20 protein-coding genes and 1 pseudogene are annotated in these 26,528 nt (G+C 39.2%); 6 read left to right on the top strand and 15 right to left on the bottom strand.

The annotated features are described in order from the left end of the window. The first annotated feature begins 220 nt into the window (after nucleotides 1–220). Together I592_RS22030 and I592_RS15345 are read left to right on the top strand one after the other, a co-directional pair. The gene (locus tag I592_RS22030) at nucleotides 221–6,976 is read left to right on the top strand and encodes an isopeptide-forming domain-containing fimbrial protein (protein WP_010778776.1); all 6,756 of its coding nucleotides are present in this window, start codon (nucleotides 221–223) and stop codon (nucleotides 6,974–6,976) included. Nucleotides 6,977–7,067: 91 nt separating this feature from the next. After that, on the top strand, nucleotides 7,068–7,277 hold the full coding sequence (locus I592_RS15345) for a hypothetical protein (protein WP_010778777.1): 210 nt from the start codon (nucleotides 7,068–7,070) through the stop codon (nucleotides 7,275–7,277). 190 nt (nucleotides 7,278–7,467) lie between these two features. On the opposite strand, the gene I592_RS15340 is transcribed toward I592_RS15345, so the two are convergent. From I592_RS15340 to I592_RS21685, 8 genes are all read right to left on the bottom strand, one after another. Next, nucleotides 7,468–7,755 (bottom strand): hypothetical protein, encoded by a 288-nt coding sequence (locus I592_RS15340; RefSeq protein ID WP_010778778.1) that lies wholly within the window; start codon nucleotides 7,753–7,755, stop codon nucleotides 7,468–7,470. Between the two features lie 126 nt (nucleotides 7,756–7,881). Continuing rightward, entirely contained in the window at nucleotides 7,882–8,904 is a 1,023-nt protein-coding gene (locus I592_RS15335; protein WP_010778779.1) for a WxLIP family cell surface protein, read from the bottom strand. 56 nt (nucleotides 8,905–8,960) lie between these two features. Further along, on the bottom strand, nucleotides 8,961–9,569 hold the full coding sequence (locus I592_RS15330; RefSeq protein WP_010778780.1) for a hypothetical protein: 609 nt from the start codon (nucleotides 9,567–9,569) through the stop codon (nucleotides 8,961–8,963). Nucleotides 9,570–9,586: 17 nt separating this feature from the next. Continuing rightward, on the bottom strand, nucleotides 9,587–10,162 hold the full coding sequence (locus I592_RS15325) for a WxL domain-containing protein (RefSeq protein WP_010778781.1): 576 nt from the start codon (nucleotides 10,160–10,162) through the stop codon (nucleotides 9,587–9,589). After that, nucleotides 10,152–10,391, bottom strand: coding sequence for a hypothetical protein (locus I592_RS15320; RefSeq protein ID WP_139243588.1), 240 nt, complete (start codon nucleotides 10,389–10,391; stop codon nucleotides 10,152–10,154). The genes I592_RS15325 and I592_RS15320 overlap by 11 nt, the downstream gene beginning before the upstream one ends. A gap of 64 nt (nucleotides 10,392–10,455) precedes the next feature. Continuing rightward, a complete protein-coding gene (locus tag I592_RS20790; RefSeq protein ID WP_010778783.1) occupies nucleotides 10,456–12,000 on the bottom strand; it encodes a BspA family leucine-rich repeat surface protein in 1,545 nt (514 codons plus the stop codon). Between the two features lie 266 nt (nucleotides 12,001–12,266). Further along, nucleotides 12,267–12,440 (bottom strand): hypothetical protein, encoded by a 174-nt coding sequence (locus I592_RS21690; RefSeq protein ID WP_155857526.1) that lies wholly within the window; start codon nucleotides 12,438–12,440, stop codon nucleotides 12,267–12,269. Nucleotides 12,441–12,544: 104 nt separating this feature from the next. After that, nucleotides 12,545–12,802, bottom strand: coding sequence for a hypothetical protein (locus tag I592_RS21685; RefSeq protein WP_139243589.1), 258 nt, complete (start codon nucleotides 12,800–12,802; stop codon nucleotides 12,545–12,547). Between the two features lie 207 nt (nucleotides 12,803–13,009). Here I592_RS21685 and I592_RS15305 point away from each other — a divergent pair, with 207 nt between their 5' ends. After that, on the top strand, nucleotides 13,010–13,765 hold the full coding sequence (locus tag I592_RS15305; protein WP_010778785.1) for a LytR/AlgR family response regulator transcription factor: 756 nt from the start codon (nucleotides 13,010–13,012) through the stop codon (nucleotides 13,763–13,765). Between the two features lie 20 nt (nucleotides 13,766–13,785). Then, nucleotides 13,786–15,087, top strand: a complete 1,302-nt coding sequence (locus tag I592_RS15300; RefSeq protein ID WP_010778786.1) for a GHKL domain-containing protein — start codon at nucleotides 13,786–13,788, stop codon at nucleotides 15,085–15,087. A gap of 351 nt (nucleotides 15,088–15,438) precedes the next feature. Here I592_RS15300 and I592_RS20785 read toward each other — a convergent pair whose 3' ends face one another. Together I592_RS20785 and I592_RS15290 are read right to left on the bottom strand one after the other, a co-directional pair. After that, entirely contained in the window at nucleotides 15,439–16,113 is a 675-nt protein-coding gene (locus tag I592_RS20785) for a helix-turn-helix domain-containing protein (protein WP_010778787.1), read from the bottom strand. Between the two features lie 151 nt (nucleotides 16,114–16,264). Next, complete coding sequence (locus I592_RS15290) at nucleotides 16,265–21,736, bottom strand: Cna B-type domain-containing protein (RefSeq protein ID WP_010778788.1); 5,472 nt, start codon at nucleotides 21,734–21,736, stop codon at nucleotides 16,265–16,267. A 237-nt stretch (nucleotides 21,737–21,973) separates the two neighbouring features. Between I592_RS15290 and I592_RS15285 the strand changes: the two genes are divergently transcribed. Further along, complete coding sequence (locus I592_RS15285; protein WP_044926649.1) at nucleotides 21,974–23,416, top strand: helix-turn-helix domain-containing protein; 1,443 nt, start codon at nucleotides 21,974–21,976, stop codon at nucleotides 23,414–23,416. Between the two features lie 89 nt (nucleotides 23,417–23,505). Here the strand turns inward: I592_RS15285 and I592_RS15280 are convergent, their stop codons facing one another. The 4 genes and pseudogenes from I592_RS15280 to I592_RS22245 all read right to left on the bottom strand — a co-directional run. Further along, entirely contained in the window at nucleotides 23,506–24,297 is a 792-nt protein-coding gene (locus I592_RS15280) for a DUF4931 domain-containing protein (protein ID WP_010778790.1), read from the bottom strand. 200 nt (nucleotides 24,298–24,497) lie between these two features. After that, on the bottom strand, nucleotides 24,498–25,061 hold the full coding sequence (locus I592_RS15275; RefSeq protein WP_010778791.1) for a hypothetical protein: 564 nt from the start codon (nucleotides 25,059–25,061) through the stop codon (nucleotides 24,498–24,500). A 192-nt stretch (nucleotides 25,062–25,253) separates the two neighbouring features. Then, complete coding sequence (locus I592_RS22250; RefSeq protein ID WP_341853251.1) at nucleotides 25,254–25,493, bottom strand: VOC family protein; 240 nt, start codon at nucleotides 25,491–25,493, stop codon at nucleotides 25,254–25,256. 44 nt (nucleotides 25,494–25,537) lie between these two features. Continuing rightward, nucleotides 25,538–25,603 (bottom strand): annotated as a pseudogene (locus I592_RS22245) (VOC family protein); the annotation flags it as partial. A gap of 266 nt (nucleotides 25,604–25,869) precedes the next feature. On the opposite strand from I592_RS22245, the gene I592_RS15265 reads away from it, so the two are divergent. Beyond that, a complete protein-coding gene (locus I592_RS15265) occupies nucleotides 25,870–26,280 on the top strand; it encodes a hypothetical protein (RefSeq protein WP_010778793.1) in 411 nt (136 codons plus the stop codon). Between the two features lie 45 nt (nucleotides 26,281–26,325). Here I592_RS15265 and I592_RS21680 read toward each other — a convergent pair whose 3' ends face one another. Beyond that, complete coding sequence (locus I592_RS21680) at nucleotides 26,326–26,493, bottom strand: hypothetical protein (RefSeq protein WP_010778794.1); 168 nt, start codon at nucleotides 26,491–26,493, stop codon at nucleotides 26,326–26,328. Nucleotides 26,494–26,528: the final 35 nt, after the last annotated feature.

The raw sequence follows: 26,528 nt of genomic DNA, 5'->3' as shown, positions 1-26,528 counted from the left end.
AAAAGAGGCTGAGGCATAAACCCTTTTCATCCTCCAAAGACTTTTAAAAGTCGCTTTTTAAATGAGTGCAAAAATGACACAAAACATAAAACCGGAAAAGAAAACGGTTTATTGGATATTTAGTTTTTGAAAGAATGACGTACTATTTACGAGTAGAAAGGAGGTTAATTACGAATTATCCATAGAACATCGAAACAAAATCAACTAAGGAGGAACAAGGATGTTAAAAATGAATTGGAAAAAGGGGGTTACGATACTCACTACTTTTGCGACACTATTGAGTCAAGGAGTGAGCGGTTCGATCGCATTGGCGGAAACACTCTCTGATAATGAAACAAGCGAGCTTCGATGGGAACAAGACTCCACATCCAAAGATGCCCTAGAATTATCAGACAAAGATCAAACCATTTCTCTAATCAGCGACAATACTGAGGACAGCACAATCGACGTTTTAATACCCGCAGATGTTGAACTTAATCTGAGCGAAACTCAAGCACAGAACAAAGGTAAAAGTTCTGTTGAGTACAATCAAAACTCCCGCGAGTTAAAGGTTACGTTTGACAAAAATAAAACGACCGATAGAAACGCTGCACTTGTATTAAAAGCTGCAAACAAAAACGACTTCAAAAATGTAAAATTAGTCGCAAAATCCACTCGAAATGATGGAAAAGAGTATCGTTCAAAAGCGTTAAATCTCTCTAACGCCACCTCTTCACCTGATTCATCCTCAGAAGAAGCCCAAGATGGGAGTGATGATTCTGAAGATGGTCAGCCAGCGATAACAGAAAAAACAAGCGCTGAACCAAAAAAAGAAACAACAGAAACAACAACGAAAAAAGAAAGAAACAGACCACAAGTCAGAGCCGGAAACAGAAACGTCGATTTAGACATTTCTCCTGCCTCTGAAACAGTTTTATCTGGTCAAGATGCAACTTATACTCTTAACTTTAAAGTCACTGGGAATCAAACAAATTACACAAATGCAAAAATCACTGTTGATATTCCAAAAGAATATGATTTGAATCAAGACTTGTCAGAGCTTGCCATCGCAGGTGTCACACCTACGAGAGATGGTGCTACTGGCCAACTCGTTTATACTTTTGATTCGATTGCTGCTGGTCAAGCCTACACAACGAACATCAAATTAAAAACGATGAACGGAACCACCCCTGATGGTACAGTAATTACGCTAACTTCAAACTTTAGCGCTACTGAATTCTCAGGAAAAGCAGAATCAAAAGCAACAGTTACTGTAAATGCGAAATCTACCTTATCAACTTCAAAAGCTTATATTTCAACAATCGGTACTGATGGGAAAGAGAAGAAAGATCCTCCAACAGGCGGTGATTCTTCGGTATGGAATATTAAAGTAAATGCATCGCAAAAAAATCCTGGATTGGTTTATTTCAAAGAAGGGTCAAAAATAACGATCAAAGATACTATTCCTTCTGGAATAACTTATGTTAGTGACGATGCGAATGGTTCGTATGATAAAGCCAGCAATACTGTTACCTGGACTTTTGATGCACCAACATATGAAGTGCAAAAAAATGCTGTAGAATCATTATTCAGCAAAGAAATCAATCTTAAAACAAAATTTAATGCTGATGTTAATGAATTTGCTACGTTTGAAAACAAAGTGTCAGCAGAAGGTACCGATATTAGTGATAAACCTGTTACTTCGTCTAGTTCGGCACAAATTATTACTGGACCAAGTGATCCCAACGAACCGATTGATCCTTCAGGTCAGTACTTTTTAAATAGTCACGATGGACCTCCAGATGGAAATGGTAATACTTCATTGAATACTGGTAAAAACTATGATCCGACTGTTTATGATACTGCGCTATTAGGTTTTAACTTCACTGCTAGACCATGGACAGTCGCTAGCCCTAAAAAAGATTTTACAAAATATGATATGACATATGATATTGATCCAAACCTAAATCTAGATTCTTTAAATTTCTCTGGCTACGTAAGTTACCAACCTTATGCAGGCTATCCAGGTAACGGAGATGCTACTAAACTTTCTTCAGAGCCTAAAGCTGATATTTCATTGGTCATTGATGGAAAGGAGAAACAAATAATTAAAAATTCTATCATTTGGGACAATGGAAAAAATAATATGTCTCACAGTGCATTAGGATTAAAAGATGGAGAACATGTATCACAGATAAAAATTCATTTTACTAATGCTCCAGCAGGTATGAATTCTAATGGATTTTATCCGAAATTTACTATTAAAAAAGGATTCACTGGAACAGTAACCAATAAAGTCCATTACGATGTCGCAGGATATAACGTTGCTGGCGATGCAGTATCATGGGATAACGAGAGTGTTGTCGATGATGTTACCAATCGGACCGGATTGAGGACAGCAGAGGTAGTCCCTACCCCACCTGCAGCTACTCCAATCGCTAAATCAGCGATTAGTTTTGATAAAGATAAAAATGGAATCGTTGATGCTGGTAAAAATCGTATTTCAGGATCATTTGCAGCGGATAAAGCTTCTCCTCTTCCATTAAACAAGTCACTTTCATCAACTGCTCTGTTACCAGTAGGAGTTAAAATTGATGAAAAGAATCCAGAATACCGATTAGCAAATGCGAATGGTTGGGATGATGCAACAACGGATGGAAAAAATACAAACGGCACCATAAAAATTATCTCTAATGATTACAATGGAACAAAACGTCAATTAGTCCAAATTACTTGGAATGACTCAAAAATGTATGGTGGTCAAAGTTTTAAATATGGTTTTAATACGATCATTGATAAAACTGCTCCTACTCCACTAAGAATGGATACGTACGGATTTTCAGGTGATGCGAAAATCTCAGTTCCTTCAGGGGCTGCTACTTTGACAGACTCATATCTTCAAACGGATACGGACGATATCAATGGGAACGGAAACACAACGGAACCTCGCGTACTTTCTTCCAATCAATATCGAATGATCAAAGAAAACAAAGTAGACACGACAAAATTAGTCAAAGGAGATCAAGACAAAGCGTTCTCTAAATTTGGTCATGCCAGTCCAGGTGGGAAAATTGATTATCAATTAACCATGAAAAACACAGGCTCTTCAATTGGCACTTTTGCTATGATGGACGTCCTCCCATCTGTAGGCGATTTAGGAATTACAGATAATGTCAGTCGTGATAGTAAATTCGCACCAATTATGACAGGTCCTATCTCACTTCCTGGTGAATGGAATGGAAAAGTGACGATCAAGTACAGTGAAGCTACGAATCCTAAACGAGATGATCTAGATAAATTAGTCGACTACCCTTCTACTACACAACATCTAGAAAATCCAGCCGGTGCACAATTGCCGCAATGGAAAACAGCCGATCAAGTATCTGATTGGTCGAAGATCCATTCATTTATCGTTACGCTAGATGATGGAAAATGGACTTCTGGTGCAGCAATCACATTGAACTTTTCAATGAAAGCACCAGACAACTTAACAAAGAATTTAACGGACAAATCAAAAGATGAAAAGACACGTGCAGCGTGGAATTCATTTGCCTATACAGCGGACAATTCACAAGTCGTGGAACCAGAACGTGTAGGTGTTGTCGTAAATGCAACAGAACCAATTATTCATAAAGATGTTGAAGACAAACAACATTTGGAATTGACCAATCGTGACCAAGCCTTCAACTGGCACGTGAATGCTGAATTTGGTGACAGTGCAGCAGCATGGACACAAGCCAGCATCGTCGACCAAATCAACCCTGTTTTTACTATCAACAGCGTAAAAGTAGCGGATGAAACAGGCAAAGATGTCACAGCAAACGGTACAGTAACAACAGATAAGAACAAAGTTGTCTTTAATTTGAACAAAAAAGAGAACAGCTTCTCTTACCTATCTGGTCATACGTATACAATGACGATCAACACTGTTATTGGTAAAGATGTCACAGATGAACAGTTGGCACCTTATATCAAAGATGGCGGTATTCCTAACCAAGCAGATTTAAATTTTGGTAACGAGGGTGATGTGATCCATTCAGAAAAACCAAATGTGATCCCACCAGAAGAAACCCCCGACATTCATAAAGATGTTGAAAACAAGCAACATTTAGATCTATCAAAACGTGATCAAGCTTTTGATTGGTACGTAAACACGAAATTTGGAAATACGACTGCTTCTTGGACTCAAGCAAGCATTGTTGACCAAATCAACCCACTTCTTACAATCAACAGTGTAAAAGTAGCGGATGAATCAGGTAAAGATGTCACAGCAAACGGCACGTTGACCACAGATAAAAATAAAATCGTCTTCAGCATCAATAAAAAAGACGATAGCTTCACTTATCTTGCCGGTCATACGTATACGATGACCATCAATACAGTCATCGGTAAAGATGTGACAGATGAACAATTAGCACCATATATTAAAGACGGCGGCATCCCTAACCAAGCTGATTTAAACTTTGGGAATAAAGGAGATGTCATTCACTCAGAAATTCCAACAGTGACACCGCCAAAAGAAAATCAAGACATCCATAAAGATGTTGAGGACAAACAACACTTAGACCTAACAAATCGTGATCAAGCCTTTAATTGGCATGTGAATGCAGCGTTTGGAAATACGACTGCTTCTTGGACTCAAGCAAGCATCGTCGATCAAATCAATACTGTCTTCACAATCAACAGTGTCAAAGTCAAAGATGAAACAGGCAAAGATGTCACAGCAAACGGCACATTGACCACAGATAAAAACAAAATCGTCTTTGACATCAACAAAAAAGACGACAGCTTTACCTATCTTGCTGGTCACACGTATACGATGACGATCAACACGGTCATTGGCAAAGATGTGACAGACGAACAACTCGCCCCTTACATCAAAGACGGCGGTATTCCGAACCAAGCGGACTTGAACTTTGGGAATAAAGGGGATGTGATTCATTCTGAAAAACCAACAGTGATTCCTCCGAAGGAAAATCCAGATATCCATAAAGATATCGAAGAAAAGCAACATCTTGATTTAGCCAAAGGCGATCAAGCCTTTGATTGGCACGTAAATACGAAATTTGGTAACACGACCGCTTCTTGGACTCAAGCAAGCATCGTCGATCAAATCAACCCGTTACTTACGATCAACAATGTGAAAGTCAAAGATGAAACAGGTAAAGATGTCACAGAAAATGGGACATTAACCACAGATAAGAACAAAATCGTCTTTGATATCAATAAAAAAGATGATGGCTATACGTATCTTGCTGGACATACCTACACCATGACGATAACCACGGTCATCGGTAAAGATGTGACAGACGAGCAATTAGCCCCTTATATCAAAGATGGCGGCATTCCGAATCAAGCCGATCTAAACTTTGGCAATGAAGGCGACGTGATCCATTCAGAGATTCCTACAGTCACTCCTCCAAAAGAAGTGCCTGATATCCACAAAGATGTTGAAAACAAGCAACATGTAGATCTGACTAATCGCGATCAAGCCTTTGATTGGCATGTCAATACAAAATTTGGTAACACGACCGCTTCTTGGACTCAAGCAAGCATCGTCGATCAAATCAACCCACTTCTTACCATCAACAGCGTCAAAGTTGTAGATGAGAACGGCAAGGATGTCACAAAAAATGGTGTGATAACTACAGATAAAAACAAGATTGTCTTTAATATCCATAAAAAAGACGACAGCTTCACTTATCTTGCCGGTCATACCTATACCATGACGATCAATACGGTCATCGGTAAAGATGTGACAGATGAACAATTAGCCCCTTATATCAAAGACGGCGGTATTCCTAACCAAGCGGACTTGAACTTCGGCAACGAGGGTGATGTGATCCATTCGGAAGTTCCAACTGTTATTCCACCGAAAGAAGATCCAGACATCCATAAAGATGTAGAAGATAAGCAACACTTGGATTTGGCAAAACGCGATCAAGCCTTTGATTGGCACGTTAAAACAGCCTTTGGCAACACGACTGCCTCTTGGAAGCAAGCAAGCATCGTGGACCAAATCAACCCACTTCTTACCATCAACAAGGTGAAAGTCGTGGATGAAAACGGCAAAGACGTAACGGAAAATGGCAAGCTTACAACCGATAAAAATAAAATCGTCTTTGATATCAATAAAAAAGACGACAGCTTCACTTATCTTGCCGGTCATACCTACACAATGACCATCAACACAGTTATTGGTAAAGATGTGACAGATGAACAATTGGCCCCTTATATCAAAGATGGCGGCATTCCGAACCAAGCCGATTTGAACTTCGGCAATGACGGCGATGTCATCCATTCAGAAATTCCGACGGTTACTCCGCCAGAAGAAGTACCAGATATTCATAAAGACGTTGAAGACAAGCAACAGTTGACCTTAACAAACCGTGATCAAGACTTTAACTGGCATGTAAATGTCACATTCGGAAACACGACTGCTTCTTGGAAAGAAGCAAAAATCGTAGACCAAATTGATCCGCTGCTTACCATCAACAGCATCAAAGTATTTGATGAAAAAGGAAAAGATGTCACTTCAAACGGTGAGATTTCAACCGAAAGCAATAAAGTCGTCTTTAACGCAATCAAAAAAGATGGTAGCTTCGCTTACCTAGCCGGTCATACCTATACCATGACCATCAACACGGTCATCAGTAAAGACGTGACCAATGAACAGCTAGCTCCTTACATTAAAAATGGTGGGATTCCAAACCAAGCCGACTTAGTCTTTGGTAACGGAAAAGACGTCATCCATTCAGAAGTTCCAAAAGTGGTGCCTCCAAAAGACACACCTAAGGAACCTAAGACTCCAAGTAATGGATCGAATACACCGGGTAATGGAACAGGACGCAATTACGACCCAGATAACAGTGGAACACAGAAACATCTACCTCAAACAAATGATTTAGCTTCAAATCCACTTGTGATCATCGCTGGTTTAGTCCTTGTGGCTGCAGCTGTTTGGATCTCTATTTCTAGATATAAACTAAAGAAATAAGCATAACAGCTTAGATCCAGTTATAGGGGTGGCTCTTTCTAGCCATCCCTATTCTTTATTCTTTCAAAAACAGGAAAGTTCAGGTGGTGCTATGCCAAAAATGATACGATCAAACATGACTCGGATCTATTTCAATAACTCTGGGATCATTCGAATCGAAAAAGGAAAATTTTATAAATACATGAAAAAAATGGATCATTCATTCTATAAAGTAGTTGATACATACGGAAACGGCATCATACTGACACATGATGAGTTTTCCTCACTGTTTTTACGAACAGGATCAGGGACTATTCTTTGAATGAGCGGTTGTTTCCTCCTCTACGTCTACTATTCGACGTAGAGGAGTTTTTTGTCCATTACTCCATCTGAGAGGGCATCATAATTTGTGGAAGGGGAAATTTATTATTCACTAGGCAACAGTAAAAACGGTCGAACAAAGCAACTAGCTTGTGCTTTATTCGACCGTTTTTACTATTTATTTTTCCATTTTATCGAAGCGTTTTGTTCAGATACATCGTTTTATCCATTCTATTTATACACTCTTCTTTTCTCATTTCAGCCATTTTAATATACATCGTTTCTCCTTCTGGTGAATAGGATTGCTTAACTTGGTCTGAAAATTTTATCCTTGAGTTTAAAATCAAGACCTGGTGTGCATCTAGAGGCTCATCCAATGTAACTGATACAACGGATCGAAATTGCGATAAAGAAATCTCAGAAACATGGGTCAATATCTCCAGCAATTCATCTAAGATACAATCATTGACTCTCTTCAATTTAATTCATGCCTCCATCATCAATACACTCGTAAAATCACGCGTGCTTTCTCTAGATATAGAAATAAAAGGCTGTTAGGCAAGGAGAAAAGCCGCGGGAAGCTCTTCTCTTTGGCCTATTCGCCTTTACTCTATTCCCTTTTTCTGTTTTCTCTTTCTCATTATGAGAATGATTCCACCAATTACAAGAAGTACTATCAAAATTCCGATGATGTAGATCCATATAGGTGTTTTTTGATTCTCCCCAACTGAAAGACTGTTTACTTTGTCCACTTGCTTATCTGATACCTCAAATGATCGGTTAAAGGTCCATTTATTCTTCTTTGCGTCTGTTATTGTCAGATCCAAGACATACTGTCCTGAAGGTAAGCGATCATTTTCCTTGTACTCAATTGCAAAATCGTAAGTCGAATTAGGTGCCATTTGCATGTCGCTATCATAGGTTTTTTGGATAATTTTCTTAGCAGTCTGTTTATCTTTGATTTCGACAGTATACTTTAAATGACCATACGCATCCATTGTCGGATTTGACAATTTCGCTACAATCGCAGGTTTTCCGAACATTGCTTTTGGAAACACTTCTTTCAATTGCAAGTCGCGTTTGACAGGAGTATCTGTCTCTGTGAGCTTTAACCCCAACACATACCCATAACGATTATTGATTTGTCCACTTTTATCCTCATCTAGGCGTGTTACCTGAATACCGGATAGAATCTGACCATCAAATTTTTCTTTAGGCATCGTAAGTGTAATGGGTACTTGTATAGAGGATTGCCCTTTCAATGAAATTTTTTTGTCGTAGTTCGCAATCTTATCAATCGAAAAAGGCGTCTTCTTTTTTGACGGTGTTTTGTTAGTCGTATAGTCAATAAAGCCTTGATCGTTTGTATATGCTTGATTTACGTTGATCGCATAATTCGCTTCTTCAGCGGAGGTATTCGTGATTTTTACATACACTGTTTGTTTCTGATTTGGCTGCATCCGTAAATCAAAATAAGATTGTGTACGATCGATTTGATTCGTTGCTGGTATCATTTGAATGTTGAATCCTACATCTTCCGACTGAGCTGCTTTTGTCGGACTTCCTACAAGCATTGCAGCAAGAATGACCGCTGCCAAAAAGAAAAATTTACTCCATTTATTTCTCATTTATCCTCAACCTATCCTTTAATTAGCGAAAGCTTCTTTTACCTATCGCACTTGTATTATTGTGCATCTGCCGTATTGTATAGTTGATAAGAGATCGTCCCAGTTAATGTATCCCCTGCCTTTAACACATTGTTCGTGTCTGTAAATCCAATAGATGCGGAATCGACAGCCGTTTTGAGTAATCCTGTATTGTTTTCTTTTGTTGGAGCAGCATCTGATTTCGCAATGATTCCTTGTGCGCCAGTACCAGTCAACGCAATGTCATTGATTTTGAAATTCGTGATAGAAAAAGTATCTTTTGCTGAATTGTTTGCTGTGATCGAGTTATTGACAACATTCGCTTTCACCGACCAAGTTCTACTAGAACGATTGTTAAAGACATCGACGGTTTGATCTTTTAAGGTGCCATCAATCGTGTACTTGCCATTTTTAACAGTTGTTTCAAAATTGTATGCATTTGGAACACTTTCCAATGTTAATTCATCTTGATCAGGTTTTGTCGGGTCTAGCGGGTCGACAGGGGTATCATTATCAAGTACCTTGACATTTGCAGGACTTGACCCTGTTTGCCCTGTAACCGAATCCGCAAGCGCGATACTTTGAAATCCTCCCGTTAAAATAGTGCCGATAAGTAATCCTGTCCATAATTTTGTGGTTGTTTTCATTTTTTTCTCCATTCTTGTTACTCGATTTTTGGTTCTTCTATCAATAATAGTTTTTGTTCTGCTTGATAACTGCCTACAGGCGTGTTTTTCGGTACAGTCAACATGATGTTCTCTTTTCTGATCCGATACTCATACTGCATATTTAGCTCTGAAACCTTTGTTTTGACTAAAAGAGCTTTTGATTGTTGACTATTACTATCTGCCTTGTAGGAACGATAAATATCTGTTTTGTTGGACTGATCTTTTGTGGTCAATGTCCCTGCCCCAAGAATCACACTCGTCGGCAACACTTGTTTTTTTTCATTTTTAAACAGTTCGAATTGATAGTATAGAGACCAATCGCCTTTCGAGCCACGTTTATCTATCACTTGAACAGTAAAGTCTTCCTTGGGTCTCAAAACAAATGCATCGGTTTGCTGTTCCTGTTTCCCGAAATCTAGTGGGGCTATCTTTGTTAAATAGAGCTCTTTTGGTTTGATTTTTACTTCTATCGGGGTACTTTTTTCTTCTAAGGACCCATCAGCGAAAACAGTTATTTGCACAACCAATGATCCTAGTAAAAAAATACTGATAAGTATTTTTTTAATTTTCATATTTTCTTCCTCGCCACCCTCGATATCCCACACTTGCTATACCTAAAGAAAACAACATCAGACCAACATTTTGGATGTATCTTGACTGTTTTTCATTGGTTTTGGGAAGTGTTTTGTATAGTGTGTTTCTAAAGGATTCCTTTGATGGGCGGGTAATGACTAAGGTCGCTTCTTGATTCCCAGTGTCATCCATAGGTTGTTCTTGCGCATATCCAGCAGTAGTAGTCATCCATAGAAAAATTAGCACTCCGAGGTATAGGCAGAATTTCTTTCTTCTCATTTTCATCTTCGCCTTAATCCGCATTTGGCGTATTGTATAACTGGTAATTAATTGTGGCTTTCAACGTATTCGACGCCTTTAACCGGCCATTCTCATCCTGGAAATCAATAGAAGCTTGTGAGATCGGCTGCTTCATCACACCTACATTGTTGGACAACGTTTTATCCGTCACTGACTGCGCAATGATTCCTTGATTTCCTGTACCCGTTAGTTCTACTTGATTGATCTTAAAAGAAGAGATAGGCAAATATTCGTTCAACGCGTTTTCAAGTGTTAGTTGATTATTTAAAACGGAAGCTTTTACGCTCCAATCACGTGCCAATCGATCATTGTAGATTTCAACAGCTTGGTTTGTTAGATTCTGCGAAAGACGATACGATTTTGGTTTTAGCTCTGTCTGAAAATCAAAAGCAGTGGGAACAGCTGTCAATACTAGGCTTCGCTGATTCCCGTCTGATGGATCAAGGGGGTCAACGGAGGTTTCCCAAACATAGGTGCCCGGATTCGTTCCATCATAGTTGTTTAAAAATTCCGAGGTCGTCCCGACTGTTTGTCCATCAATTTTTTTCCAATTTCCTGTATATCCAGATTGCGTGATTGCTGGCAAGTCTGTCGTATAGCCGTTCACTCGAAAATTTGGACCTAGAATAAACGTCCGCAGACTGCCATCTTCGACGAACATACGGTGCATATTTGGCTTCTGTCGCATATCAAAATTCGAAATATCCAATGTGGTCAACGCAAAATTTTTGTAGAACATCCAGCGCATATCGGAAACCTTGCTTGTGTCAAAACTACTGACAGTGACTGTTTCTAAACTCTGATTGAAATCAAACATTTGCGCCATATTTGTCACATTAGTCGTCACGAAATTAGAAAGATCCATACTTTTTAATTTATAACAGTATCTGAAAAGCATGTTCATATTCGTTACGTTAGCGGTTCTAAAATGCGAAACGTCTAGCGCTTCAAGATTGTTCATATTGTAGAACATCCCCTTCATCGAACTGACTCTACTGGTAGAAAGGTTCTCTATCCCCTCGAAACGACTACAATTTGATAGTGTTACAGGTGCCGCATTAGTCTCTTGTTCTTTAGAAAATAGAAACGATGAATTTACTGGTGCTTCAATCGGTTGGGTAAACGCAATTACTTTTACCTGAGTGGGATCAATTTTTTTCGCATCCGTACGGTTCCAAGGAGAGCTTGCGGTCTCGCCCAGCATTCCTCCAGTGGTAAATGAGAGCTTTCCACTGGCAGGATCAAATACCCATGTGGTTGTCCCCCATGAATCAGTGACTACCGATGCTTTTTCCTGTCTTGCTGGTTCCAACGTGTCTTCTACCTGTATGTTCGCCTCTGAAGAACTCGTCTGCGTTTCTGGATGCTCCTCGCTTGTTTGAGTCGTTGATGATTGTGCATTGCTTGTTGAAGTGGGTGCGCTTATCTTCTCTTCCGATACGTACTCGAGAGTATTAGCCTTCGCATAACTCGTATCGTGAATTAGAAAACCCAAAATCGCACATAAACAAATCGTCCCTAATAGATTTTTTTTCATACCTTTACTACACTTTTGAATCCAGCATTCTTCAATGAGACTTTTAGCCGCTCAAATCTCCTTCGTCTCTTCAGCCAAATACGGATCATTCAATCTCCTTCCTTTCGTTTTGCATTTACACGATAAGTACTGTCCTCTCATCGATCATGCTTAAACGTATTTTACTTACTTGTATAAAAGAAAAAATGAAAATTAAACCGTTTACAAAGAATCTTACGGCAAAAATCCACGATCATGATCGTGGATTTTGATTACTCTTCAACTAATTATGGCCTCTTATATTTATTTCTATAATAGTTAGCTTTCTCTTTTCCCAAATCTGAATACTCTTCTTTCTTAAGAGATGATTCAGAAAATCTTTGGTCCCAATCAGGCTCCTCCTGATCAAACTCCTCTGAACTTACTGACGATTCGTATTGTTGATCAGCTGTATCTGGCATGCGTTGACAAGCAGATAATAGGAAGAAAACACTAAATAGAAACAGTAAAATACCTATTCTGATTTTTCTGTTCTCCTTTCCTTAATAAAATTGTCTCATTCAAGTCAGATACTATAAAAGACCAATGCCTCTTTTAAAAAGGAAATTAGTTCTTCCTCTTCGTGAAAACCCACCTTGCTTTCTTTAATTAGTACAGATAATGCACGGGTATATTCCGCTTCAGTCATGATGGTTCTCCCTAGTTCGAATGATTTCCTATTTAATGACTCTCCATTTTTTAAGTATTTATCATAGTTTCTTTTAACAAACCTAGGAAGGTCGAAAGAACCGTTTTCACCGATCCTTTCTCCATATTTTTTCACAAAAATCCGTTTAAACGTTTTAAAATGCAAAAAAATCGACCAAAGTCATTGAAAACGGTTTATGTATATTGAGAATTATTCCTATGAATTATATGATTTCTTAGGTTAGATTAATTCTAACTAACTTCTTCGATAGCAGTACCCGTTAGTGAAGTTTCAGGTACTGCTATTTAAATTTGCATAAAACAATTATAGGGGTGTGTTGTGATGGATATATATATAGTGGATGATAGCTTTGTGATTGAAAAAAAAGTTTCGGCCCTCATTGATTCACTTAATCAGAAAAAAAAATATTCAAATCTAAACCCTATCATTGTTGATTATCCACAACGATTTTATGAAAAAATCTCTCAAATGGAAATCAAAGATAATGATATTTTTATCCTTGATATTGATCTAAACGCCTTTTTTACAGGAATAGATATTGGAGAAACCATTCGCTCAAAAAATTCAAAATGCTACATTCTGTACCTCACTGGTTTGGAGGACAACGCCATTTCCATTATTAATAAAAATATTTATCCTTGGGCTTATATTGTCAAAGAAATAGATGACCGACTTTTCAATGAGTCTTTGACTCGCACACTGGAGGAGATTGTCTTACATCAAATGAAGCGGCAGCAGTCCTCCGACTTCACGTCCTTTTCCGTTCAAAACAAACAGATCGTGATCCCTGTTAAAGACATAATTTACTTAAAAAGTATAAATGGATATAAAAATTCTGTATTGGTTAAAACGATGGATGAAGATTTGATCGTTGATGGAACCTTAAAGAAATTCAAAAATGTTTTCTATCAACCATTCTTTTTTAGAGGCTTTCGAGCATACATTATTAATCTAAATACGATTACTGAATGGAGTAGAGAAGAACAATATGTCGGTTTTGCTAATGGAGATATTTTAGAGTTAGGAGTAAAATCCATCGATAAATTAAAAAAAGCAATCACGGAGATTTCTTATTAAAAACATTGGGGGAAAAGGCTTTGGCTAGTTATATTCGAGCCGGGTTGTTGGCCAGCAATTTATTAACAACCGTTCTCATCGGAAAAAAAATAAATATCTACAGCAAAAGAAATGCAGCTCTGCTAATGTTAATTCTTCTCATCTGCAGTGTGATTGGTCTATTTACTGAAGATGCTTATATCACATATTTTATTTTTCCATATGGTACGATTCAGTTCTTTATGATAACTAAAAAATTTAACAGTTGGATATTGCCTACACTTTTTTTTGTAATGCAGCTCTGTTTGATTATGAATACTTGGTTTCTGACCGTTGATATTCCAAGAATATTAATCTCTGATTTTCCTTTTTTAACTCGAAGTTCCTATGTAGTTTTGACGCTTTTTATTGTTCAAAACTTATTATTGGTTTTGTGCTATTTTTTTCTAAAATTGATAAATCAGAAAACACACTTTTGGAATTTTTTTGTCTATCAGAATAGAAAACTCCGCTTTCTTTCCATTGCGATTTTAATAGTTTTTATCGCACTTATTGTCTTGTATATTCAAGCAACGATTGATCAAAATGTTAAAATCTTACTTTACACTGTATTATACATAGATATTCTTTGTTTATTGATAACGGTCATCACTCATAATTCTTTTGAATATCAGAAAAAAAATGATGAGTTAGAGATACTGTCAGAGGCTTATCTCATTGATCAAAAAAAACGTGAAATCTCAAATGAGTTTCAGCATGATTTCAAGGCGCTGCTTATAGCTCTGGATAATTGTTTAAAAGAAAACTCGATTACCGATGCGCGGATCTTACTGAACCAAATCATCGCAGATTCCCAAGATATGTTTTCATCAAATGAATACGCGCAGATTAATCGCCTAGAAAATCTGCCCATTCAAGGTTTGATCCTCAATTTTTTAAAAGAATGCTCCAAAAATAACCTCTCTGTCAAACTCAAACTTGACTCAATCCCAAAAAATTTACGCGTCGACAGTGTCGATCTCGTAAGATGTGTTTCCATTTTACTAAATAATGCTCTTGAAACGACAATCGATCTGGATGGCGACAATCAGAAAAAAATAATCCAACTTACTGTAGAAAATGACGGAGTAGATACTCTATGCTTTTCTATTACAAATCCAGTTGATAAAAAAGTTGAGTTAGATGCTCTTTTAAAAAAAGGATTTACAACAAAAATTGGTCATAAAGGGATTGGGCTAAATACGATTAAAAAAATTACTCGCGAATCAGAGTATATAAATTTGTATATCAAACAGACGAATCATACATTTATTTCCGAATTGGTAGTAAGCTATTCTAGTTGAATGGGATCGGTTTTAAAAAAAAGAAAGAGTCCCACTACTAAAAAGCAAATGAACTGCTCAGAAAATCGCCTTCATTTCATTTTTTCTAAAATAATTTTATAAAATTGACCATAACAGCAGAGTTTCATCTTAGTCTTCAAAAGCCACAGAAGGATTAACGAGATAAACAAGTAATTCTCTATACAAATAAAAAGATCTATTCTTACTTTTGTAAGAAATAGATCTTTTTTTGAAAAATAATGAATCGTTGTATTTTTTCATCTGCCATATTCTGAAAGAACTTCGAAATAAAAAATTGGATATCTCGCTCTATTTACACGTTGTTTAACCAAACGAAGCTCCTTCTATGACTTACATAATGGTCAAACGGCCTTCTTCTATGGCGGAATAGATTGTTTCGTCTAAATAATAGCCTTTCCGCCAAATGGTTCGGACGGCTTTTTCGTCTTCCAACGGATAGATTTGCTCAAATTTGTTATTTATACTGTGGACACAATTTGACAGGCTGGACAATCTCGATTTTGTGGTCTCCTCGTCTCCCCAAAGCTGCAAAATCAAATACTCACGTGTCACCGTTTCAGGAAAGGTATCGTACAATTGACGGACGATTTTCTTTTCCAAAGTGCTCAAAGATATTCTTGCCCCCTTGGCTTCATAATTCTGCTGCGAACGAGCTACGTACATTGTATCCAAGGTATCGCGCAGCTCTTCCAAACCAACCGAAACGGGAAGCTGATACACCCGTTCGTCGCTTGTTCTTTTTGGTACGTCTGACACATTATTTGTTATCCTAACGATAAACTGAGGGGCATCTCCCAACAGCTTTATGACTTGCTCGACTTCACTTTCAAAAATTGTCTCGCTGAGAAAGAGAATGGGAAAAAAGTGGAGTATGTCTGTCTCTTTTTTTCTATTTAGTAGTGCACCCAATAAATGAGCCGAACAAAAGACATCATAGCCCAGCGTCTCCAATAGCGACTTGAGGGTCTCTTCCTTGTTTACATTTCTGGTTAACATTAAAATCATTTCTTTTCTCTCCTTAAAAAAGTCCCATTCATCAGTAATCTGTTGAATGGGACAGGGACCGACTTTGTTTTTTTAAAGGATCATTTCTTGCTTTCACAACGTTTATCTACGTTCTTGACCTCAGTTTTTATTCTTAAAAAGAAACGTAGTATTAACTCTTTTTAGCTCGTATCCGGTAACGAAATATCCCTGCTGCTACAACGAGCACCAGACCCAGGATTAGAAGAGTACGTGATCCCTTTTCTCCTGTTCTAGGAAGACTTGTTTTATAGTTGGTTGCACTGTTGTCTCCTTTAAATGAATGGCCGCCTCCCCCGTGATTTTTAGGTGAGGAAGGAGCAGGAGGCACATGTGTATTTGTTAAAACATAGCCTTGATCCTGATTTCCAGTGATTGTTGCTTTATAGCCCTTGATAGAAACTTCTTTAATCGTATAGTGGATCGCTTTTCCCTGACTGCTTAGCGGCAGGTCTGAAAAATCTCCCTGCCAGTTTGTCGCTTTGGTCAAAACCAATTCCTTGTCTGTTTGTTTTCCGTCAGCGAACAATTGAACACGGATGCGCTCTGGTCGAAGCCCCTCCTGATCTCCAAAATCGTCCCACACTTTCAAAACATTGATACTTGTTCTTTTAGGTGTATAGCTATTTATTAGATCGAAGCCGTTGACCGTCGTACTGTAATGAGAAACGCGATCTTCCTGAATGGCGTAGCTTATTTTCTTGCCATCCTGATATTTCGGAAGATCTGTAAATTGGTACGTCCAGCCCGTTTCAGCGCGAACCTCTTTTTCAGCAACTTCTTTTCCATCGGCTAATAATCGAATATGAATCGACGCAGGTCGAAGCCCGTCCTGATTGTTCTTATCTTTCCAAGTTTTTGTTCCAGCAACTTGTGTTGTTTCAGGAGTATGGGAATTGGTGAGGGCGAAAGTCCCTTTTGCTATTTCTTCTACGGTTCCTTTATACCCGTTGATCGTTCCAACTTCACCAACGGTATACTGAATTTCTTTGCCCTTCGATTTTACGGGTAAATCGTTCCAGGTAGTTGACCAGTCATTCTCTTGGCTCAGCGCCACTTCTTTCCCGACTTTCAATCCATCTCCATACAATTGGAGGTGAATTTTTTCTGGGCGCAGTCCATCTTGATTATCGGCATCGTCCCAGTGTTTGGTTGCAGAGACACTGGTTTTTCGTGGTACATACTTATTCGTGATCGTGAAATCCGTAATCGTCGGCGTATAATCTGTCACAGAGCCTTCCATCACGCTATACTTGATTTCTTTGCCATCTTTGAATTTAGGCAAATTGGTAAACTCATATGCCCAGTTGGTTTCTTCGGATACGTCCTTAGACTGTTCAAACTTGCCATCTGCAAAAAGATTTACTGTGATTTTTTCTGGCCGCTTACCATCTTGGTCATCGCCATCGTCCCATACTTTCTTTCCTTGAACTGAGATTACTTCAGCCTTATGGGAATTGGTGACCTCAAATCCCCCCTTTCCATCGGGAGAGATGCTGGTTAGTTCATAGTCTGGAACGTCCGATTCCTTGACCGAATATAGTATTTCTTTTTTTACCTCATCGTACTTTTCTAAGTTTTCAAACGCTCCTGACCAGTTGGCGGAAGCAGTGACTGTCAGTGTTTTTTTGGTTGGCTTTCCATTGGCTACCAGCGTAAATGCAATCTTTTCTGGTCGTTTGCCATCTTGGTTATTGGCGTCATCCCAAATCTTTTTGATCGGCACATTGACGTACTGCGTTTTTTCATTGGCGATATCTTGAATGGGCTGCGTTAATTTTATGACCCCTTGATCGTTAATAAGTTCAAAAGACTGTTCCTGCGTCACTCGATCGTACCCGGGAGGCGCGGAAATTTCCTTTATTGAATAGGTTCCTTCCTTTAGGCCTGTAACGGTCACCGTTCCTGTTGCATCAGAAGTTAGTGACTTCGCCACTTCCTCGGAGATCTTGTCCTCACTGCTGACCCACTGGACTTTGTTAGCGGCAGTGACTCCATTGTAATAGTCGCCCTTCGCATTCTTGATCGCGAAGACGGCTCCCGACAACCCCTTCTTAGTCTCTCCATCGACCTTCTTAAACGAAATTCTCGGAAGATCGTTTTCAACGAACATTTCCGCAAATTGTGCCGTCTCGGTGTCTGGATTAAATCTCACGACTTTTCCATCCCGCAGCTCTTGGCTGACTGTAAAACCATCTGGTGCCTGCGTCTCAATCAGCAAATAATCGTAATTTGCACGCAAGTTTCCAAATTTCAGCTCTCCTTTTTCATCCGTGGTTCCTGAACGAACGAGTTGTGCCTTGTTTCCTTTCTCATCTCGGGTCCATAGTTCCAGTTTTGCTCCAGCCAGAGGTGTCTTATCGCCTTTGTTCTTGTCGATTTTGACGAGTGTAACAGAAGCCGTTGAGCCCTGTGCACTTCCGCCAGAAACAATCACTTTTTGTTTAGTAGTCGTTTCCTGTTGAATCGTTTTTTCATTCATTCCCTTGATCGAAATCTTATTCGTGACTTCATCTGTCAAGAGACTTGAATTGATTAATGACCGGTATTCTAGCATATACGCCGTGTGGATCGTTTTCAGCAGTTTGATCGTCGCCACTTGTTTGCCGGTTTCATTGTCCGTCTGCACATTGACAGAATAATCTTTTCCTTGTTCTAACGTTTTATTCGTATTTTTTGAAATGTTGCCTGCCGCATCTATGACGGTTTCAAAAATCTTTATAGACGCTTGGTCGATCACTTGATTTACTGAAGGCTCATCCGTGATGACCACATCATCCAGGGTGGATTGCGAAGGGTTGATCACGACCGACCAGTTCACATAATTCATATTTCCACTGTCTTGTTCCCCTGATTTTACAGCGTAGCTTCCCCCATTTGATGCCTTGACAGAGGCTTCCACTGTCTTACTTTTGCCATCATTTTGAAAAGCTGCCTTATTCAAATATGGCTTGTCTGTGATCAATGACCCTTCAAGTCTTGTCTCGAAGACCAGCGTATACGCTTTGGTTGAGCCGTCTGGCAGATTCGCCGAGACTGTCTTCGCTGATTCCGCCGCTGCGTTTGCCACTTCTGTTCCAAGTTTTACGGAACCATCAGGATTGATGGTAACTTCATATAATTTGGCGCTGTTCGGTACATAGGTTTGCTCTCCGAGGATCGGATCGCTGATAGTCGCATTTTTTAGCGTTTGTTGATTGTAATTAACGATCGTTGTCCACTTGATCCGCTTCGTTTGTGCATTGTATTCCCCGCCTTTTGAAGCGTCCACCACGTAATTTTTCGTAACTGTTTGATCTTTTTTCCCGGTATTTTGATGATCCTTGCCATCCGCATCTTTCCACTTTGAAACAGCCGTGTTGGTAAATTTCTCTTGTTCTCTGGCGAAATCGGTCGCGTAGCTGATTACATAGGTTTTACTGGTCCCGGGATCAGCCAAAGCCCCGATGAATTGAACATTGAATTTTTTATCTGTGGGTTCTCCTACAAATTCATAATCAACGCCAAGCTCCAAGGGTGTCTTCGAGCCTTGTTCGAAAATCTTGAAGCTCTCTTTATTGAAGAACAGCCCATCAGACATCGTGTCTTCCAACTTCCAGTTAAGCATGTCATAGTTGAAGCGATTGACCGTGATCGTCCAATTGATTTTTCGATTTTGATAATCCACAGAAGCGTCCTTAACGACACCATTTTTTTCAATCGTTCCACTACCAGACCCTTTATATCCGCCATCTGTGATGACCTCGTTTTTTAACGTGCTTCCATCAAAATTATCGTCAACGATAACGGTCAGTTTTGTTTTGTAGTCAATGGTGATGGCTGTAGAGACTTCTTTTAAGAAGGTGACTGTCATTGATTTTCCATCAAAAACAAGGGAATAATCGGTTCCTTCGACTAAAGTTGTCCCACTTACTGTTTTTACAACAACGGACCCTTTGACAAACTCTGCATAGTCTCCTACAAGGGTGTCCTTCACATACGATCCCGCGGGAAGCTTTTTATATCCTTGATTGTACGCGATTTTCCATTTGTAAACCTGTCCGTTTTCAGTGGTATCTCGTACGCCATTCGATTTAGAAATGAGCTTTCCAAATTGGAGCTTCACTTGCGCATCTGCCGATTTTACATCTGTTCCGTTGGTTATTGTTGCTGTATTTTTGAAGGAAAGCTCCCCGCCTTCGTAAGGGATTTTATTCTCATCGACTATCGTTTGATAGACCAGCTTGAAAGATTTCGCTGTCTCCGCATAGTTGCCGATGAACGTGACGATATTTCCTTCACGTGTGTAGTCGGTTCCTTCAACTAAAGGAGTGGTTCCTACATTTACGACCTCTCCCTTTAGATTTATTTCTTGAGGATAGATTTTTAAATCTGCTAAGTTCAACCCTTCCGGCAGAGGGTCCGTCACCGTGGCATTTTTTAATACATTCAAATTCGTATTAATGGAGACATCCCAGCGAATTGAGCGATTGTCTGACCCTTTGGTGCCCAATTTACTTATTGAGTTGCCGCCATTTGGCCGAACGGTGACTTTAATCTCTTTAGTCCCTTCATCGAGAGGGACTTTGATCGTTGTTTCTCCCGCATTGTTTTCCTCTTTTAATTGTTCCGCATAAAACAGTGTTCCTGAGATGTCATTTTCCTGCTCGACTTTTTGGTTAAAGGTCCAGCGCACCTTGCCGTCTGCACTAATGGTGTAATTCCCATAAACAACCCCGGAGCTGTTTTTTAATTCTCCGCTTTGAGCTCTCACTTTTAGATTATCTGGCAGCTTCGTCTCGTAATAATCCCCGCCTTTGATCAGCTTCTCGTCGATCAGACGTTGCGGGATTTCCCAATTGTAAGAGAGTTTTATGGTGGCGTCAGAGGGAACGGTTTCGTGCTCGTAATCGATCGGAACATTGCCATTGAAAACCTCGATCTTTACATCAGACAAAAATTTTTCATCTGCTTCAAACAACGTTTTGATATCTACTGGTTCTCTTTCAGCTAACGTTGCTGCCTTCTTGCTAGCAACAGATTTCTCTTTCTCCTTGCTGCTCTCTTGAGTCGTGGTGCTGGTCGTAGTTGTTTGTTCACTTGTGCTTGCGGACGTTACTGTCGTTGACTCTGACGATTCTTTCGTTGGTTCTTTTGAAGAGGACGTACTTTGAGCGCTCGTCAGTGGTGGAATCGTCACCTCTTGCTCTTGATTCGCAGAATGAACCTTAAATGAACGTTCGTTTTCCCCTTTGTTCACGCGAAGACGGATATTTCCTTCCACCGTCGTTTTCGGTTGTGCGTGAATCGTCACCTGTTTCTTATCCTCAGATAAGAGCGTTGAAAATTCTTTTTGAGCGTCGTTGATCAATTCAACCGGCTCGCTCAACGACAGGACGAAAGTTTTCTCTTGATCTGTCGGGTTATCGACAGCGGCTCCCACTTGAACCTCTGCGTACTGTTCCCCATCTGTTGCTGGGCTTATTTCTAATTTACGTATAGTTAATTTCTCTATCGGTTGTGCGGAAGATGTTTCTGCAATCGCAACGATAGGACCAACAAACGTATTTAAAAGTAAAACGATTAACAAAATAACAGACTTCTTTATCTTCACTTCCCTATCCACTATAACCACTCCTTCTAAAAATAATATTAATAAAATCCATATATTAAAAATATATATTAATATTATTTTATAATTTAAAGAATGGTTATCATACAACTATTTATAGTCTTATTTCTAACTAATAAAGTATCAAATATGACTTATAGTATTTGCTATATTAATTTAACAATGGAATTCTTGTATGCTAGTATCTCACTATGCGGAGTTCCATTAGAAGCTATCAGGGAGTGTCTCTATATGTTTGGGTTAAGTTCCTCTACGCGTTTAAAGCAAGAAATTATTTGTATCTTATATGAACAAAAAGACTATGTATCAAGTGAGAAAATTGTTGAACTGCTTGGTTACTCAAATAGCCAAATGGTCAAAAAAAACTGTCAGGAGTTAAGAGAAATAGCCAATCATTGTTATTTAAACGGCGAAGTTGAACTAAGTATGGTAAGAAATAAAGGAATCAAATTAACGTGCTCCACAAATAATGATCTGCAAAAAATAACTGAATATATCTTTTTAGAAGATTTAGCCTACAATATTTATTCCGATATTCTCTTTGAAAGATTTATCATCACGACGGTCTTTTGCAAAAAGAATTTCGTCAGCGAATCCACGCTGCAAAGAAAAGTCCGGCATTTGAACAATTACCTGCACAAATACAAGCTGCACATTTCTTTCTCCAGCGTGCTAAAAATCAATGGCAGTGAAGTAGCCATCAGAAATTTTACTTTTCTATTTCTAATTTCTATCCATCGAAGGCTTTCAGGAATTCCTCGATTATCTTCTGAACAAAAAACAAGTTGTTACGAGCGGACAAAGGACATCGAAGAAGCTTTACAGTTTGATTTGATCCCTACACAGAGGGAAATATTGGCCGTGCTATTATTCGTGAATTGCACTGCAGCGGCAAAAAATAAACACATCCTATTTACAGAACAGCAAACTCAAATGATTCATCTCTTAAGCGTAACGAATAAGCCATCATTTTTGATGGATTGGACACAGAGAGATTGGATTTTTTTTTTACTATCTGTTTATTGTTACGATTTCAACAACATTCGCTTGGAATTGCATTCAAATTATGACGCGTTGCCGTTATTTGTCAAAGAGGCAGAGCTGTGGCTGACCCTCTTTCAATATTCCTTTGTGCCGCTTTCTCATCAGAACAAGCAATTTGTCAAAGAAAAGTTATTTAAGCAATACCTCATGCAGCATCTGTTTTACATCGATGAAAACTTAATAAAAAAATCTCTCAACATTGATTTAGATAAAATCGCGTGCAACCAACCCTTCTACATGCAGAAATTTTACGAATTTTGGACGTCATTCAAAATGAACAGTCGTTTTTTTGATACGTCTCAGTTTAAAATAAGCAGTTTATTGTTATGTATGTATGTCATACCTATCAAGGATTTTTTACCGAAAATAAGCATTTATTTTTACTCTGATCTTTCACAGCTCCACCATAATTATTTGATGAATAGTGTTATATTTAATTTTTCAAATCAGTACACCATCGACTATGTATCCGACATACAGGACGCTGATTTAGCAATAAGTACCACCAGCTATTTAGAATCTCAGCTCTCGGCGGAACAAGATTTTGTAGTGATAAGATCTGATTTGCCAAAAATTGATCTGAAAAAGCTCGAAGACGTGTTCAAAAAGATCGTGCAAAAGTGGTTATAATAGACATAAAAAGCGAGGATCAAGAAAATTTTCTTGATCCTCGCTTTGCCTATATGAAGCGTTCTATTTTTAACAATTACCGAAATCGTTTACGCATGCAGCAAACTCCTGCGAAATTCTTCCCTCAAAGCCAACAAATGCTCCTCCGAAAAATTCTGTGACAGGCGGTACCCGACAAAATACGGGGAAACGATGAAACGCGGCGTTAATTTGATCCTGTATTGATTTTTTTCTTTAAAAATAAACAAATTATAACTGTCGCACCGTCCGTGATGATAGGTATTCAGTACATAACTGACGGTCTTCTGCACATAATCTGCCAGTAAATCAATGGCTTCCGGTGCTTTCGCGTTCACTAAAAGGTTGATCTCAAGGAACCCCATGATCGGCTTTGTAGAGAAATTGATGGCGATATTTTTTTCGGAAAATACATCGATACCTGTAAAGTTTTCGTCATGGATTTGCCCCTCTCCGTCAAGCACATCTAATCCAACGATCTGCATATGGGAATGCTTCAAGCTGCCACCCGAAAAAGGACCATGATTTTTGTAAAAAAGCACCGATTCAAATCGCGGATCACGGGTCATTTCAGCCCAGCACTCGAAGGCAAAATGGAACAAGGCGCGATTTTCTTCTTTTGTATAGGTAGAAATATCTTTATTGTGATCCGGATTCTCGATGATCAGAGTTTGGACCGTGTCCTGTAAGGTTTGAAATTTATTGCGAATCCAAAACATCTGTTGTTCCGCTCTCAGGATATTTTCCTCTTCAGCATAGTCACAAAACGGACAGCCCGCCTTCTCCGATCCTAAATGCTGCGGCTTGCCAGTTGCCGCCTGCGGCAAAAAAATAAGCGATCCTTCTTCGTTTCCTTTTTCCATGAATCTGCAACTCCTATCTGAACGCCGCCAACCAAAAACGGCTGGCGACCGACTATCTTCTTTTATTCCTTTATGATAGCATTTTTCAGACGTATCTCCTACTTGCTCATTTACGAATAATAAAAAAAGCATCTATCCCGAAGCTGCCACTAAAAAAATGACTGTTTCGTATAGATGCCTTACTCGTTTCTATTTTTTATTTAAATTGCTTCGTCTCCTACGGCTGCGTCAATGTCTTCTTGCGTAATGGTGATATTCCCGATCTCCGTTTGATCCGGTGCTAAATAAATGACTTGGATCTTGGCATCTGGAAACATTCCCTTAACAGATTCCATTACGGGCTTCATTCCTTTTATCAGAACCGGTTTGAGTGCCTCCATATCCATGTCATACCCCAGATGTTCTCTAGACGTGTAGGTGTAGACGATGGTGTGGTTCTCCCCTGCTGTGATGGTGATGTCCGAATACATCTCTCCCATTTGCTCTTGTAAAGCAGGGAGCTGAGATTGCGCCGCCTCGATCATCAAATCAAAATAAAAGGAATCATCCTGCTTCGTTGCTGATTTTGTCGAATCTGCCGTTTTCGGTAATTCACTGGATTGTTTGACCTCTGAAGAAGCGGAAAATTCCTTTTCTTTCTTCACCTTCGAGGACGTTGCCGTTGACCCCGGCTCAGGTGCAGACGCCGAATCGTCCCCTTTACAGGCGGCCAAACTCATACTAATCATCATACCAAACACAATTAACCCAAGTTTCTTTTTCATATAAACCCCTCCTATACTTAAATTTTACTATTTTAATACCCTTTAAGCGATACTTTCTATTAATTACAATCAAAATATTTTTTTGAAAAAAGGTTCCTATCGTTTTTAAACAGGTGCGGCTTTTATCTTCTCCGTTTGTGCTTATTTAAGAGTAAAAAACTGCCGCGTCTCAGCGGCAGTGGGGAATGATTGTTAAAACATCCGTTGCTTCATTGGATGGTCGTCGGAAAATTGAATCAAGTCCCACAGATTCCCATACAAATCCTCAAATACCGCCACCGTGCCATACGCCGCATCTTTCGGATCTCTAACGAATACGATCCCTTTTTCCAGCATTTTGTGGTAATCCCGTTGAAAATCATCGGTGCCGAGGAATAAAAAGACCCGTCCCCCCGCTTGATCGCCAACGAATTTTTTTGGATGGGTTTTGATGCTTTTGCCAATAAAATCGTCGTCCCCTGTGATCCTTTGGGAGACACTACGACCCAGCGTTTGTCCTGTTCAGGTTGATACGTATCTTCAATGAGTTCAAAATCGAGCATTTGCGTGTAAAACGCAATCGCCTCGTCGTAATCATCTACCACCAGCGCCAGGTGTACAATACTTTGTTTCATCTTTTCTCCTCCTCTTCTCAACATTACCTTAGCAAATGCAGCAAATGAAGTCTACATGCAGGAAAATTTGCGCGTTCCATATCTGGCGCTTGCCCAAAGACAGCTTCAACTACCTCAGGCAAAACTTGCTATTGTTTCTCTGGATTGTTTCACAGATAATAGAAGAAACTGGCATTTAAAAAAGGAGTGAGGCCATGTTTCATGTCGTGTTAGTCCTCTTGCCACTTGTTCTGATTTTTATTCTTCTGCCGATTCTTTTATTTGGTGTATCTTCTGTTCTAATCAGCCTCTTTGGAGGGACGGCGGCGGTCCTTTTGATCAAAAACAAGAAGGCGCGGGCGATGCTGCTGCTTGCCTTTGTGGTCCTGTCGCTGATCGGCGCACTTTGTCTCTTTCCATTTGTCGCCGCTTATGCCGCGTTGCCTTTTCAGTATTACCCTTATGTATCCAAGGGACTTCTATTCTTGATCGGGTTTTTTTCTCTCTTGGAAATTCTCAAGGCACGCTCTTTAGAAAACAAATTTCTCAAAAATATGGTAATCGTCCTTTTTGTCTTCGTGATGATTGTCACGGGATTATTGTTGCTTATGCAGTTCCTTAATTAAGGCTATAAAAAAACGTTGAGAAGGAATTTCTCAACGTTTTTTTGACTATCCAAGATCATAAAGGTTGTGGTATTTCTGATAATTGATCATTCCTAGCGAGGTCGCGAATAACCGAGATTTCGCCTCGAATTCGATCCGTAGCTTTTCCAGATCCTTGATGGCATGCTTCTTTTCCGTTTGTTTCATTCTTTTTGGGTCAAATAACTCCTTCATAGTTAATTCCTCCTTTTTCTGGGGGCATAGGGACA

The sequence above is a fragment of the Enterococcus gilvus ATCC BAA-350 genome (assembly GCF_000407545.1).
Lineage (GTDB): Bacteria > Bacillota > Bacilli > Lactobacillales > Enterococcaceae > Enterococcus_A > Enterococcus_A gilvus.
Note: the sequence above shows the minus strand (reverse complement) of the source record. Positions and strands in the feature narration are given on the sequence as shown.